Source organism: Janibacter melonis, from assembly GCF_003721155.3.
Taxonomy (GTDB): domain Bacteria; phylum Actinomycetota; class Actinomycetes; order Actinomycetales; family Dermatophilaceae; genus Marihabitans; species Marihabitans melonis.
On the sequence record NZ_CP044548.2, the window covers coordinates 2262455 to 2276139 of the forward strand.

The window sequence follows — 13685 nt, forward strand, 5'->3', positions numbered from 1 at the left end:
CCAGCTTCTCGGGACAGAAGCACGGGATCTTGGCAGCCGCGCGGGTTGTAACCCGCGCTGGTGCGGACTTCTCGAGCTAGAGCGGGGGACGCCGCATCGCACGGCCGGTCATGACGTCGCGCAGGGCGAAGGTCGGGGCCGTGCCGACGCAGGCCCCGTGCTCCACCTGCGGAGGTGCGACACCGGCCACGACCTCGGCCTCGACCGGCACGGCGAGCGCCGAGACGGCCCGCGCGTAGGCGGCGTGGCCCGCCGCCGTCGGGTGGTAGGACTCCTGCGTCGGCCACGACAGCCCGTGGACCCACGGGTCCGGGTCGCAGATCTGGTGGCCGTCGAAGGGGGCGCGGACGTCCACCCCTTCGCAGCCCTCGTCGGAGGCGACGCCGAGGATCGTCTCGGCGAGCCGGTCGGCCGCGTCGCCGAGGCGACGCATCTCGTGCACGGACACCGAGGTGATCCACGAGCAGTCCGAGACGCCGTTGAAGAGGTGCGGGTAGCCGGTGACGACGACGCGGGCGTCGGGGGCGCGCCCCCGGACCGCACGGAGCACCTCGCGCAGACGGCCGGGGAGCACCCCCGAGATCACCCCGAGCGCGTCGTCGATCGCGCCGTCGGAGCTGCCCGCCCAACCGGGCCGCGCGACCGAGAGCAGCACCGGCACGAAGCCCGCGTCGTTCCCGCCCACGGTCACCGTGACGAGCTGCGTCTGCGCCCCGACGGCGCCGACCTGGTCCCGCAGGACGTCGGCGCAGGTCGCGCCGAGCACTGCCTGGTAGGCGATGTCGAGACCGGTCGCGCGGGCGACCGCGAGCGGGTACCCGGCGTCGGTGCGGTACGGCCCCGGCTCGCGACGACCGGCCCCGACGCCTGCGGCGTAGGAGTCGCCGAGCGCGACGTAGGCCCGGCTCACACCCCGGCGACCCCGCGCTCGAAGGGGGAGACGTCGACGACCGTGCTCACCGGCAGCGGGCCGCCGTAGACGTGCGGGAAGAGGTCGGCGCCCGGGGCCGGGCGCTCGCGGCGCACCGTCAGGCCCGCGGCGGTGAGGGCCTGCTCGGAGATCGACAGCACGACCAGCGGTGCGTCGACATCGGCGTAGTACCGCTGCGCCACCCCGTCGAGCTGGGCGCGGTCCTCGCACGCGTGGAGGTAGCCCTCCTCCTCGATGCTCACGCCGAGCGTCGACGTGCCGTACGAGCCCTCCGCCGTCGCCTGCTCCCACTCCGAGGCCAGCGCGAGGTGGAGGATCGTGCCGCTCACGCCGCCGCCCGGATGTCCGCGAGGACCCGCAGCGTGCGCTCGCGGGCGTCGCGCCCCGGCGCGACGTTGGCGACGATGAGCTCGTCGGCGTCGGCGGTCCGCTGGAAGTCGGCGAGCCCGGCGGCGACGGCCTCGCGGTCGCCGTGGACCGTGTACGTCGCCATGTGCAGCGCCTGCTGGCCCACGGGGGTGTCCATGAGCTCGGCGACCATGTCGTCGTCGATGTCGACCCCGGCGAGCTGCGGCATCCGACCGGCGAGCGAGCGCACCCGCGAGGAGAGCACCTGGGCGCGCAGCTCGTCGGCCTCCTGCGTGCTGTCGGCGGCGACGACGTTGAGCGCGGCGATGACGTAGGGCTCGGCGAGCTGCTCGGAGGGGCGGAAGCCGTCGCGGTAGGCGGCGACAGCCGCCTGCAGCGCGTCCGGCGCGAAGTGGGAGGCGAAGGCGTACGGCAGGCCGAGCTGCGCGGCGAGCTGGGCCCCGAAGAGCGAGGAGCCGAGGATGTAGAGCGGGACCTTCGTGCCCTCGCCGGGGTAGGCGTGGATGCTCTCGATGCGGGTCTGCTCGGAGAGGTAGCCCTGCAGCTCGAGGACGTCCTGGGGGAACTGGTCGGACGCGACCGGCGAGCGGCGCATCGCGCGCATCGTCACCTGGTCGGTGCCGGGGGCTCGGCCCAGCCCGAGGTCGATCCGGTCGCCGTGCAGCTCGGCGAGCGTGCCGAAGTCCTCGGCGACGGTGAGGGGGGCGTGGTTGGGGAGCATGATCCCGCCGGAGCCGACGCGGATCCGCTCGGTGCGGGCCGCGACGTGGGCGATGAGCACCGCGGTCGCGGACGAGCTGATCGAGCGCATGTTGTGGTGCTCGGCGAACCACAGCCGCTCGAAGACCCCCAGCTCGTCGGCCACCTGCGCGAGGTGGACGCTGTCGGCGAGCGCCTCGCTGATCGGCTGGCCGGAGCGCACCATGGCGAGGTCGAGCAGGGAGAGGCGAAGGGGGCGGGTCGGGTTCGAGGCAGTCACCTGGGTGCCAACCTCAGTCACCGACCGTCTTCTTCCCGCGACCGACGATCTTCTTGTCCGGGGCGTGGACGACATCCGTGTCTTTGCCCTCGTAGTCGAACTGGTCGAGGAAGAAGCGCAGCGCGTTGACCCGGGCCCGCTTCTTGTCGTTGGAGCGCACCGTCGTCCACCGCGCGTGCTTGGTGTCGGTCCGCTCGAACATCTCCTCCTTCGCCGCGGTGTAGGCCTCCCACTTGTCGAGGGACTCGAGGTCCATCGGCGAGAGCTTCCACCGGCGCACCGGGTCGAGCTGGCGGATCGCGAAGCGGGTGCGCTGCTCCTGCTGGGTGACGGAGAACCACAGCTTCGTCACGTGGACCCCGGACTCGCTGAGCAGCCTCTCGAGCTTGGGGGCCTGGTCCATGAAGACCTCGTACTCCTCGTCGCTGCAGAAGCCCATGACCCGCTCGACGCCGGCGCGGTTGTACCAGGACCGGTCGAAGAGGACGATCTCGCCGTCGGTCGGCAGGTGCTGGACGTAGCGCTGGAAGTACCACTGCCCGGCCTCGCGGTCGGTCGGCTTGTTGAGCGCGACGACGCGGGCACCGCGCGGGTTGAGGTGCTCGGTGAAGCGCTTGATCGTCCCGCCCTTGCCGGCCGCGTCGCGGCCCTCGAAGAGCACGACGAACTTGCGCCGCTCGTCCTGCGCCCAGTACTGGAACTTCAGCAGCTCGACCTGGAGGCGGTACTTCTCCTCGTCGTACTCCTCGCGCGGCATCAGCTCGTCGTAGGGGTAGCCCTCCTTCCACGTCTCGACGGCCTTGCCGTCGGGCATGAGGAGCACGGGGTCCTCCTGCTTGCTGCCGCCGACCGTGTACCCCTTCGCCTGCAGGTCGTCGATGAACTCGCGTAGGCCCATCTTCTGCGTCATGGACCGATCCAATCACCGGGAGACGGCGCGCAGGTGACGACGGGCCCCCGTGACAGCCGTCATGGGCAGGTCCGGCCCGCTGTCATGGGCGAAGGGGGAGCCTCCGCGGCACCGTAGGACACATGGATCGCCGCGTGCTCGTCTTCGTCGCCCTCGCCGTCACGATGCTCTACGGGGTCACCGTCGGGCTGTCCGACGCCCGGGACGTCGTCGCCCCCGTCGGCGGGGTCGTCGTCGCCCTGTCGTGGATCGCGGTGGGGATGTTCGGACGCACCTCGAGGGACTGAGCGAAGGGGGTCCCCCCCTTCGCCCGGTCCTCCAGGGCGGGTCTCATGGTGCTCTCAGGTGGCCCGTGCACGATGATGGGGCCAGTCCTGCCCCGTCTGCCGCTGAGGAACGATGAGCAAGAAGAACACGACGACGACCAACGCCCGCCAGGAGCGTCTCGAGGCCGCCCGCAAGGAGCAGCAGGCCGCCGAGCGCCGACGCAACGGCATCCTCTACGGCGCCGCGGGCCTGGCCGTCGCGCTCATCGCCGGAGCGGTCTTCTGGGCGATCAGCAACGACGAGGGGCGCAAGATCGCCGCGGCCGACGAGATCGAGGGCGTCGAGACCTACGACTACCCGGGCGGCAACCACGTCGAGGGGACGGTCGACTACAAGGAGACCCCGCCCGTCGGCGGCGAGCACAACCAGCGCTGGCTCAACTGCGGGGTCTACGACAAGCCGGTGCCGAACGAGAACGCCGTGCACTCCCTCGAGCACGGCGCGGTGTGGATCACCTACCAGCCCGACCTCGCGGAGGACCAGGTCGACAAGCTCGTCGACATGACCCCGAAGACCTACGGGCTCATCTCCCCCTTCGAGGGCATGGACTCGCCGATCACCATCTCCGCGTGGGGCACCCAGCTCAAGGTCGACTCCGCGGACGACCCGCGCCTCGAGCCCTTCATCAAGAAGTACCGCCAGGGCCCGCAGACGCCGGAGCCCGGCGCCGCCTGCACCGGCGGCGTCGGCGCCTGATGTCGCCGAGGGCCATCGTCGCGGCCCTGGTCGCTCTCGCGATCGGGGTCGCGGCCGGGGTCTTCGTCGGCCGCTCGACGAGCGGTGACGCCCCGGGGGACCTGAGCATCGACGCGGGCTTCGCCCGTGACATGCAGACCCACCACGACCAGGCCGTGGAGATGTCCTTCATCGTCCGTGACCGCACGGACGACGAGTCCGTGCGGTCGCTGGCCTACGACATCGCGCGCACCCAGTCGCACCAGTCCGGCCAGATGGCGGGGTGGCTCTCTGCCTGGGGCCTGTCGCCGACGAGCTCGCAGCCGGTCATGGGCTGGATGGACGACAGCCACGACCACACGATGCCTGCGACGCAGGACGGTGCGCTCATGCCCGGCATGGCCGTGCAGAGCGAGCTCGACCGGCTCGGCCGCCTGTCCGGCAAGGAGGCGGAGGTCTACTACCTCCAGCTGATGATCCGCCACCACGAGGGCGGGGTGCCCATGGCCCAGGCCGCCGTCGACGGCGCCTCCCAGCCCGAGGTCCGCCGCCTCGCGCAGTCGATCATCAACAGCCAGACCCTCGAGACCGAGACGATGACCCAGATGCTCCAGGAGCGCGGGGCCGAGCCCCTGTCCTCGTAGACCCGTCGCTGGTCGAGGTGCGAGGGCGCGCAGCGCCCGCGTCGCTTCGCTGGTCGAGGTGCGAGGGCCCGCCAGGGCCCGAGCCTCGAGACCACCCGCCGTCCACACCGCCCCCGCGCGATGTCCGTCCTCCTGGCTAGGTTGCTCTCGTGACCCTGCACCTCCACCGGGCGGTCCGCACCGCCGAGCTCGCCGACGACCTCGGCGCGCTCCTCGCGGACCCGCTGCCCGACCCCTTCGCCGAGGAGGTGGTCGTCGTGCCCGAGCACGGCGTCGAGCGGTGGCTGGCGCAGCGGCTCTCGCACCGCCTCGGCGCGGGCGAGGCGGGCTCCGACGGCGTGTGCGCGGGCGTGCGCTTCGTGCGGCCGGCCTCCCTCGTCACCCTGCTCACCGGGCGCGAGCTCGACGACCCCTGGCTGCCCGCCCACCTCGTGTGGCCGCTCCTCGCGAGCATCGACGCCGCGCTCGACGAGCCGTGGGCGGCGGCGCTGGCCCGTCACCTCGGCCACGGCCAGGACGAGGACGACGTGCGCCGCGGTCGGCGCTACGGCCTGGCCCTGCGCCTGGCCCGCCTCCTCCACCGCTACGGGGTCCAGCGCCCGGCCGTGCTCACCGCGTGGCGCGAGGGGCGTGACGAGGACGGCGCCGGCCAGCCGTTGCCCGACGACCTGCGCTGGCAGCCCGAGCTCTACCGCCGGCTCCTCGACGTCGTCACCGAGCCGCCGCCGGACGTGCGTCACGCGCAGACCCTGAAGCGGCTGGGTGACGACCCCGGGTCCCTCGACCTGCCCGACCGGCTCTCGCTCTTCGGCCACACCCGCCTCGCGGTGACCGAGGTCGAGCTGCTCCGCGCGCTCGCCACCCACCGCGAGGTGCACGTGTGGCTCCCGCAGCCCTCCCCCACCGCCTGGTCGGCGACGGCGGCCGCCCTCGCCGGGGCCGGCGTCGTGCCCCGCGCGCAGGACGACCCCGAGCTGCTCCCCGCCCACCCGCTGCTCGCCTCGCTGGGCCGCGACAGCCGCGAGCTCGTCCGGGTGCTGCGGCCCGGCGTCGACGACGTCGACCACGACGGCGGTGCCGGGCCTGCACCGACCGGTACCGTCCTCGGCTGGCTGCAGTCCGACATCGCCGCCGACCACGTGCCGGGCGCGCCGGAGCGGGCCGCCCGTGTCCCCGCCCCCGACGACCGCAGCCTGTCCATCCACGCCTGCCACGGCCCGACGCGCCAGGTCGAGGTGCTGCGCGAGGTACTCGTCGGGCTGCTCGAGGACGACCCGAGCCTCGAGCCGCGCGACGTGCTCGTCATGTGCCCCGACGTCGAGGTCTACGCCCCTCTCGTCGGGGCGGCCTTCGGGCTGGGCGACCACGGCACCGAGGCCGAAGGGGTGGACGCGCACCCCGCGCACGGCATGCGCGTCTCGCTCGCCGACCGCTCGCTCGCGGCGACCAACCCCCTCCTCGAGGTCGCCGAGCGGCTCGTCGCCCTCGTCGGTGGCCGGGCCAGCGCCAGCGAGGTCCTCGACATCATCTCCAGCGCACCCGTGCGCGCCCGCTTCCGCCTCGACGACGAGGACCTCGAGACCCTCACCTCGTGGGTCGGCGCCACCGGGGTGCGGTGGGGCTTCGACGCGGCGGGCCGCTCCCCCTTCGCCCTGTCCGCGGAGCGGCAGAACACGTGGGACTTCGGGCTCGACCGGCTGCTCGCCGGGGTCGCCGTCTCCGCCGACGGGCCGCTGTCGATCGGCGGGCACACCCTGCCCTACGACGACGTCGGCAGCGGCAGCATCGAGCTCGCCGGCACCCTCGCCGAGGTCGTCGACCGGCTCCGTGCCGCGACCGAGGCGCTCGGCGTCGCCCGGTCGGCCTCGCAGTGGACCGACGCCCTGCGCGAGGCCGTCCTCGACCTCACCGACGTGCCGACGACCGACGCCTGGCAGGTCGGTGAGCTCGAGCGGGTGCTCGCCGAGGCGTCGCGCCACGCCCCCGAGGACCTGCCCCTGCGCATCGCCGACGTGCGCGTCCTGCTCGCGGACGCCCTCGCGGGCCGCCCGGGACGCGCGAGCTTCCGCACCGGCGGGATCACCGTGTGCACGATGGTGCCGATGCGCTCCGTCCCGCACCGCGTCATCTGCCTCGTCGGGCTCGACGACGACACCTTCCCCCGGCAGCAGGCCGTCGACGGCGACGACGTGCTCGCCCGCACCCCGATGACCGGTGAGCGCGACGCGCGCAGCGAGGACCGCCAGCTGCTCCTCGATGCCGTCATGGCCGCGCAGGAGCGTCTCGTCATCACGTACACGGGCGCCGACGAGCGCAGCGGGGAGCGGCGCCCGCCCGCGGTGCCGCTCGGCGAGCTCATCGACGCGGCGGCCGACACCGTGGCCCCGGTCGAGCGAGATGCCGGCGCCGAGCACGACCCCGAGGGGGCTGCCGTCGCGGCGTCGAGCGCGGTCGGCGAGGTCCGCCACCCGCTGCAGCCCTTCGACCCGCGCAACTTCGAGCCCGGTGCGCTCACCGTCACCGGCTCCTTCTCCTTCGACCAGGCCGCGCTCGGCGGCGCCCGGGCCATGCTCGGCCCGCGCCCCGAGCCGCCACCCCTGCTGGACGGTCCCCTGCCGGCCGAGGCGCTGAGCGAGATCTCGCTGGCCCAGCTCGTCTCCTTCGTCCACTCGCCCGCACGCACCTTCGTCCACGACCGCCTCGGCGTCGCCACGAGCTGGGAGGTCGACGAGGTGAGCGATCGCATCCCCGTCGACCTCGACAACCTCGAGCGCTGGTCGATCGGCGACCGCGGCGTCCGTGAGCGCCTCGCGGGGCGCACCGCCGAGGAGGTGTGGACCGCCGAGCTGCTCCGTGGCGAGCTGCCCCCGAGCGGTCTGGCGCGCCACGCCCTCGGGGCGATCTGCCAGCGGGCCGAGGGGCTCGTCGCGAGCGTGGAGCAGCTGCGGGGCACCCAGCCGGGCCGTACCGTCCACGTCGACATCTCGCTGCCCGGCGGTCGCCGGGTCACGGGTGCGGTCGACTCCGTGCACGGCGACCGGCTCGTCGCCGCCGGCTACAGCGGCATCGGCGCGAAGCAGCTGCTCGGGGCCTGGGTGCACCTGCTCGCCCTCACCGCCGGCCACCCCGACGGCGGCTGGCAGGCGAGCCTGCTCGGCACGAGGCCCCGTGGCACCGACACCCGCGAGATCGGACGACTGGAGCCGCAGCTGGCCCTCGCCCGTCTCGGCGACCTCGTCGAGCTCTACCTCCTCGGTCGCACCGCGCCCCTGCCGCTGCCACCGAAGACCGGGTACGTCTACGCCCAGGCCGTCCATCACGACCCGCGGCGCGCACGGGCGGCCCGGCAGGCGGCGAAGGGCGAGTGGGAGCCCGGCGACCGCGGCTTCAGCGCCGAGCGCGACGACCGCTGGTGGCGCCTCGCGATCGGCGCCGGCTCGAGCATCGACGACCTTCTCGTCCCCGTGGCCGGGCCCGGCACCGACCTCGCCGCGCTGGCGAGCCGGCTGTGGGACCCGCTGCTCGACAACCTCGGAGGTGGACGATGAGCGAGCCGGCCCTCGCATCTCAAGACGACGCCCTTCGAGGCTCCTCCGTCGCACCTCAGGACGACGCCTCCGTCGCACCTCAGGACAGCGCCTTCGACGTCGTGGGCGACCTCCCCGGGCCCGGCGACACCGTGCTGCTCGAGGCGAGCGCGGGCACGGGCAAGACGTGGACCATCGGCGCGCTCGTCGCCCGCTACGTCGCCGAGGGCCTGCCGCTGGAGTCCCTGCTCGTCATCACCTTCGGCCGGGCCGCCAGCCAGGAGATGCGCGAGCGGGTGCGCGAGCACCTGCGTCTCGTCCACCGCGGCCTGGTCGACCCGCAGACCGCGGACGGCGACCCCGTCGTCGCGCTGCTGCGCTCGGGCGCTCCCGACGAGGTCGCCCTGCGCGAGCGCCGGCTGCGAGAGGCGCTCACCCACTTCGACGGCGCGACCATCGCGACGACACACCAGTTCTGCCAGCTCGTGCTGCGCGGCCTCGGCGTGGCCGGTGACACCGACCCCCGGGCGCGGCTCGTCGAGGACCTCACCGACCTGCGCGACGAGGTGGTCGACGACCTCTACCTGCGCGGATTCGCGGCGAGCGAGGGCCCGCCCGCCTTCTCCCGCGAGGAGGCCGGGGCCATCGCGCGGGTCGTCGTCGAGCACCCGCACTCGGCGATCAGCCCGCACGAGCTGCCCGGTGCGACCGTCGCGGCCCGCAAGCTGCGCTTCGCCCATCTCGTCCGCGACGAGATGTCCCGACGCAAGCGGCGACTGGGCGTGCTGAGCTTCGACGACCTGCTGAGCGAGCTCGCCGACGCCCTCGCCGACGACACGAGCCCGGCCCGGCAGCGCATGCGCGACCGGTGGCAGGTCGTGCTCGTCGACGAGTTCCAGGACACCGACCCGGTGCAGTGGCAGGTCCTCGAGCGGGCCTTCGCCGGGCACAGCGCGCTCGTGCTCATCGGCGACCCGAAGCAGGCGATCTACGGCTTCCGCGGCGGCGACGTCCACACCTATCTCGCCGCGGCGGCCACCGCCACGCGCCGGCACACCCTCGTGCGCAACCACCGCTCCGACCCTGCCCTCGTCGGTGCCCTGACGACGATGATGCGCGGCGCCCGGCTCGGGTCTCCCGAGATCGTCGTCCACCCCGTCGAGCCGGCGAAGGGGGAGTCCCGCCTCGCCCTGCCCGGCGCCGACGAGGACCCCCTCCTCTCCCCCGTCCGGCTGCGCGCCGTGCCCACCGCCCTCGTCGCCGGCGACGACGGCAAGGTGAGCATCGGCTCGGTGCGCCCCGTCGTGGCCCGCGACTGCGCCGCCGAGGTGGCGCGGCTGCTCGCCTCCGGCATGACCTTCGAGGGGCGTCCGCTGCGCGCCGGCGACATCGCCGTGCTCGCCCACAAGCGCGACTCGCTCGAGCAGGTGCGGGGGGCCCTGCACGACATCGGCGTCGCCTCGGTCGTCGTCTCCTCCGAGTCGATCTTCGCCACCCCGGCCGCGGACGACTGGCTCACCCTGCTCGAGGCGATGGCGCAGTCGCACCGCGCCGACCGGGTCCGCGCCGCGGCCCTGACGACCTTCGTCGGGCACCGGGCGGCCGATCTCGACGCCGGCGGAGACGACCTCGTCGACGAGGTCGCCCGGGTGCTGCGCACGTGGTCCGAGGTCCTCGGCCGGCGTGGGGTCGCGGCCGTGCTCGCCGCGGCGACGACGGGAGGTCTGGAGAGCCGTGCGCTGGGCCTCGAGGGTGGCGAGCGCCGCCTCACCGACCTGCGCCACCTCGGCGAGGTCCTCCACGAGCGCGCCGTCGTCGAGGGCGACGGTCTCGCCGCGCTCACGACCTGGCTGCGCGAGCGCATGCAGGCGGTGCGGCAGGAGGAGCGCACCCGCCGGCTCGACAGCGACGCCGACGCGGTCGCCCTGGCGACGATCCACGCGAGCAAGGGGCTGCAGTACCCCGTCGTCCTGCTCCCCTTCGTCGCCGACCGCTTCGTCACCCGCGCCAACCGGCTCACCCATCTGCGCTTCCACGACGACGAGGGCCGGCGCTGCCTCGACATCGGCATCACCGAGGACCCCGACCGCGGCGAGCGGGTCACCCGCCACCAGGACGAGGAGGACGGCGAGGCGCTGCGCATGCTCTACGTCGCCCTCACCCGGGCGCAGAGCCAGGTCGTCACGTGGTGGTTCCCCTCGGGGATGAACACCCCGCCCTCGGCGCTGCACCGCATGCTCTTCGGGCGCGAGCCCGGTCAGGGCCAGCTCCCGCCCCGGGTCGCCGTGCCCTCCGACGTCGAGGCCGCGGGCCGCCTGCGCGCGTGGGAGCGCGAGGGCGCCTTCGCCCTCGAGGTCGTCGACGAGGTGGTCGTGCAGCGCGCCGACCCCGAGGCCGTCGGTCGTGAGCTCACGGCCCGCACGTGGTCTCGCGTCGTCGACGACGGGTGGATGCGCACCTCCTACACCCGGCTCACCCGGCCCCTGGAGTCCGGCACCGTCGGCGTGCCGACCCCGTCGGCCCCGGACGACCTCGTCGGCAGCGAGCCCGAGCACGGACCGCGCGAGGGCGAGGACGAGGTCGGCCCGCTCGCCCGCCCGGGTGACGGAGACGGCGGCCGGCCCTCGACCCACGCCGTGCTGCCGTCGCCGATGGCCGACCTGCCGGTCGGCGCGACCTTCGGCAACCTCGTGCACGCGGTGCTCGAGGAGGCCGACCCCCAGGCGCCCGACCTGCACGCCGAGCTGCTCGCTCACGTCGAGCACCAGGCGGGGCGGTGGCCCGTCGCCGGGCTCGAGCGACCCGCTCTCGCCGAGGCCATCGAGCTCGTCTGCGAGACCCCCCTCGGGCCCCTCCTGCCCGGGGCGACCCTGCGGTCGGTCGGGCGCGACCGGTTGTGCGAGATGGACTTCGAGCTGCCGCTCGCGTCGGGCGACGCCGCTCATGCCGGCGACGGGGTGCTCCTCGGCGAGCTCTCGCGCCTGCTGCGCCACCACCTGCCGGAGGGCGATCCCGTGCGTGGTCTCGCCGAGACCCTCGACGACCCCGCGGTCGGCGACCAGCCGCTGCGCGGGTACCTCACCGGGTCGGTAGACGTCGTGCTGCGCCACGAGGGTCGATACGTCGTCGTCGACTACAAGACGAACTGGCTGGGCGCCGTCGACGAGCCGCTCACCACCGACCACTACGGCCCGATGGCCCTGCACGAGGCGATGGGTCACAGCTCCTACCCGCTGCAGGCACTCCTCTACGCCGTCGTCCTCCACCGCTTCCTGCGCTGGCGCCTGCCCGGCTACGACCCCACGACGCACCTCGGTGGTGTCCTCTACCTCTACGTGCGTGGCATGGCGGGGCCGTCGACACCGGTCGTCGGCGGTCATCCGACCGGGGTCTTCTCGTGGCTGCCGCCGGTCGCGCTCGTCGAGGCGGTCTCCGAGCTGCTCGACGGGAGGGCGCCATGAGCACCGAGCACCCCACGGCCGACGCCCCGCTGGCGGCCGCGACCCCCTTCGTCCCGACCGGCCCGCACGACCGCCGGCTCGCGGCGCGCGCCACCGGTGTGCTCGGCGACGCCAACCGGACGGGATGGGTCGAGTCGCCCGACGTGCACGTCGCGACCCGGCTCGCCGGGCTCGTCGGCGGTGATGACGACGCGGTCCTGCTCGCGCTGGCGCTCACCGTGCGTGCCGTGCGTGAGGGGTCGAGCTGTCTCGACGTCGCCGCCCTGCACGACGCCATCGCGGCACCTCCGGCCGACGACGTCGAGGACCCCGAGCGGTCCGCGGCCGTGCGCGCCGTGCTGCCGGCCACCCCGCGTGACTGGCTCGACGCGGTCGCCTCGAGCCGGTGCGCCGAGGCCGGCGTCGTCCACGTCGACCACGACCTCGTCTACCTCGACCGCTACCACCGCGAGGAGGTGCAGGTCGCCGACGCCCTCGCCCGTCGGGCCGAGCTGCCGCCTGTCGAGGTCGACGTGCCTCGGCTCGAGGCGGGGCTGACCCGCGTCTTCGTCGGCGAGACCTGGCAGGAGCAGCGCGACGCGGTCCGGGCGGCCGCCGCGCGGCGCACGAGCATCCTCGTCGGCGGTCCGGGGACCGGCAAGACCTCGACCGTCGCGGGTCTGCTCGCGCTCCTCGTCGAGCAGAGCGAAGGGGTGACCCGTCGCCCGACGATCGCCCTCGCGGCACCGACCGGCAAGGCTGCCGCCCGGCTGCGCGAGTCCGTCCTCGAGTCCGTCGCCGGATTCGAGGAGGCCGACCGCGACCGGGTCGGGACGGTCGAGGCGGTGACCCTGCACCGTCTCCTGGGCTGGCGCCGCGACAGCAGCACGCGATTCCTGCGCGACCGCACCAACCCCCTGCCGCACGACGTCGTCGTCGTCGACGAGGCCTCGATGCTGTCGCTGACGATGACCGCCCGGCTGCTCGACGCCCTGCGCCCGAGCGCGCGTCTCGTGCTCGTCGGCGACCCCGACCAGCTGGCCTCCGTCGAGGCGGGTGCCGTCCTGGCCGATCTCGTCGCCGGCTACGAGGAGCACCCGGCGAGCCCGGTGACCCGGCTGCTCACCTCGCGCCGTTTCGGCAGCCGGATCGGACGCCTGGCCGCCGCGGTGCGCGACGCCGATGCCGACGAGGTGATGCACCTCCTGCGCACGGCGGCGGGACCCGAGAGCGAGGACGACAGCGTCGACTTCGTCGAGGTGGACGACCCCACCGGCGCGGAGGAGGCACTGCGCGGGCATCTCCTCGGCCGAGCCGAGCGGCTGCGCTCGCTCGCGCTCCGCGGCGACCCCGGGGCGGCGCTCGCGGCGGTCGACGAGCACCGCCTGCTCTGCGCCCACCGCGACGGCCCGTGGGGCGTGTCGTCGTGGAACGCCCGGGTCGAGCGCTGGCTGAGCGAGGCGACCGGGCACCATGCCCGGCAGTACGCGGGTCGCCCCCTGCTCGTCACGGCGAACGACTACCGGCTGGGCCTGTCCAACGGCGACACCGGTGTCGTCGTGCTCGGCCCGGCCCACCGCCTGGTCGCCGCCTTCGGCGACCCCGACGACCCCACGCTCTACGGCGCGAGCACGCTCGCCGACGCCGAGACCGCGCACGCGATGACGATCCACAAGAGCCAGGGCAGCCAGGCCGCGCACGTCAGCGTGCTGCTGCCCGACGCGGACTCCCGCCTGCTCACCCGCGAGCTGCTCTACACCGCCATCACCCGGGCACAGAGCCGGGTGACCGTCGTCGGCTCCGAGGAGTCGATCCGCGCCGCGGTGCCACGACGCACGGCGCGGGCGTCGGGGCTGCGCCACCGCATCGCCCGTCGCTGAGGA

The 13685-nt window shown here is 74.3% G+C and carries 10 protein-coding genes; 6 read left to right on the forward strand and 4 right to left on the reverse strand.

What is annotated here, in order from left to right; all coding sequences use genetic code 11:
• Positions 1-76: 76 nt before the first annotated feature.
• The 4 genes from EEW87_RS10805 to ppk2 are packed head-to-tail and all read right to left on the reverse strand — an operon-like array spanning position 77 to position 3189.
• On the reverse strand, positions 77-910 hold the full coding sequence (locus EEW87_RS10805) for an SGNH/GDSL hydrolase family protein (protein ID WP_123092975.1): 834 nt from the start codon (positions 908-910) through the stop codon (positions 77-79).
• On the reverse strand, positions 907-1260 hold the full coding sequence (locus EEW87_RS10810) for a DUF952 domain-containing protein (protein WP_123092973.1): 354 nt from the start codon (positions 1258-1260) through the stop codon (positions 907-909). The genes EEW87_RS10805 and EEW87_RS10810 overlap by 4 nt, the downstream gene beginning before the upstream one ends.
• Positions 1257-2279: an LLM class flavin-dependent oxidoreductase gene (locus tag EEW87_RS10815; protein ID WP_268884191.1), complete on the reverse strand. Its 1023-nt coding sequence runs from the start codon at positions 2277-2279 to the stop codon at positions 1257-1259. The genes EEW87_RS10810 and EEW87_RS10815 overlap by 4 nt, the downstream gene beginning before the upstream one ends.
• 13 nt (positions 2280-2292) lie before the next feature.
• Complete coding sequence (ppk2, locus tag EEW87_RS10820; RefSeq protein ID WP_123093125.1) at positions 2293-3189, reverse strand: polyphosphate kinase 2; 897 nt, start codon at positions 3187-3189, stop codon at positions 2293-2295.
• 122 nt (positions 3190-3311) lie between these two features.
• Here ppk2 and EEW87_RS16825 point away from each other — a divergent pair, with 122 nt between their 5' ends.
• The 6 genes from EEW87_RS16825 (at position 3312) to recD (ending at position 13682) form a co-directional block, all read left to right on the forward strand.
• Entirely contained in the window at positions 3312-3476 is a 165-nt protein-coding gene (locus tag EEW87_RS16825) for a hypothetical protein (protein ID WP_191563631.1), read from the forward strand.
• A 112-nt stretch (positions 3477-3588) separates the two neighbouring features.
• Positions 3589-4212, forward strand: coding sequence for a DUF3105 domain-containing protein (locus EEW87_RS10825; RefSeq protein WP_123092969.1), 624 nt, complete (start codon positions 3589-3591; stop codon positions 4210-4212).
• A complete protein-coding gene (locus EEW87_RS10830) occupies positions 4212-4835 on the forward strand; it encodes a DUF305 domain-containing protein (RefSeq protein WP_123092967.1) in 624 nt (207 codons plus the stop codon). Before EEW87_RS10825 ends, EEW87_RS10830 begins: the two co-directional genes overlap by 1 nt.
• Before the next feature lie 149 nt (positions 4836-4984).
• Entirely contained in the window at positions 4985-8383 is a 3399-nt protein-coding gene (gene recC / locus EEW87_RS10835) for an exodeoxyribonuclease V subunit gamma (RefSeq protein ID WP_123092965.1), read from the forward strand.
• Positions 8380-11823, forward strand: coding sequence for a UvrD-helicase domain-containing protein (locus EEW87_RS10840; RefSeq protein WP_123092963.1), 3444 nt, complete (start codon positions 8380-8382; stop codon positions 11821-11823). Before recC ends, EEW87_RS10840 begins: the two co-directional genes overlap by 4 nt.
• Complete coding sequence (gene recD / locus EEW87_RS10845) at positions 11820-13682, forward strand: exodeoxyribonuclease V subunit alpha (protein ID WP_123092961.1); 1863 nt, start codon at positions 11820-11822, stop codon at positions 13680-13682. Before EEW87_RS10840 ends, recD begins: the two co-directional genes overlap by 4 nt.
• Positions 13683-13685: the final 3 nt, after the last annotated feature.

What these genes read in the sequence shown, in the direction of transcription:
- ppk2 (WP_123093125.1), bottom strand. Translation starts at nt 3,189, where the DNA reads ATGACGCAGAAGATGGGCCTACGCGAGTTCATCGACGACCTGCAGGCG.
- EEW87_RS16825 (WP_191563631.1), top strand. Translation starts at nt 3,312, where the DNA reads ATGGATCGCCGCGTGCTCGTCTTCGTCGCCCTCGCCGTCACGATGCTC.
- EEW87_RS10825 (WP_123092969.1), top strand. Translation starts at nt 3,589, where the DNA reads ATGAGCAAGAAGAACACGACGACGACCAACGCCCGCCAGGAGCGTCTC.
- EEW87_RS10830 (WP_123092967.1), top strand. Translation starts at nt 4,212, where the DNA reads ATGTCGCCGAGGGCCATCGTCGCGGCCCTGGTCGCTCTCGCGATCGGG.
- EEW87_RS10840 (WP_123092963.1), top strand. Translation starts at nt 8,380, where the DNA reads ATGAGCGAGCCGGCCCTCGCATCTCAAGACGACGCCCTTCGAGGCTCC.
- recD (WP_123092961.1), top strand. Translation starts at nt 11,820, where the DNA reads ATGAGCACCGAGCACCCCACGGCCGACGCCCCGCTGGCGGCCGCGACC.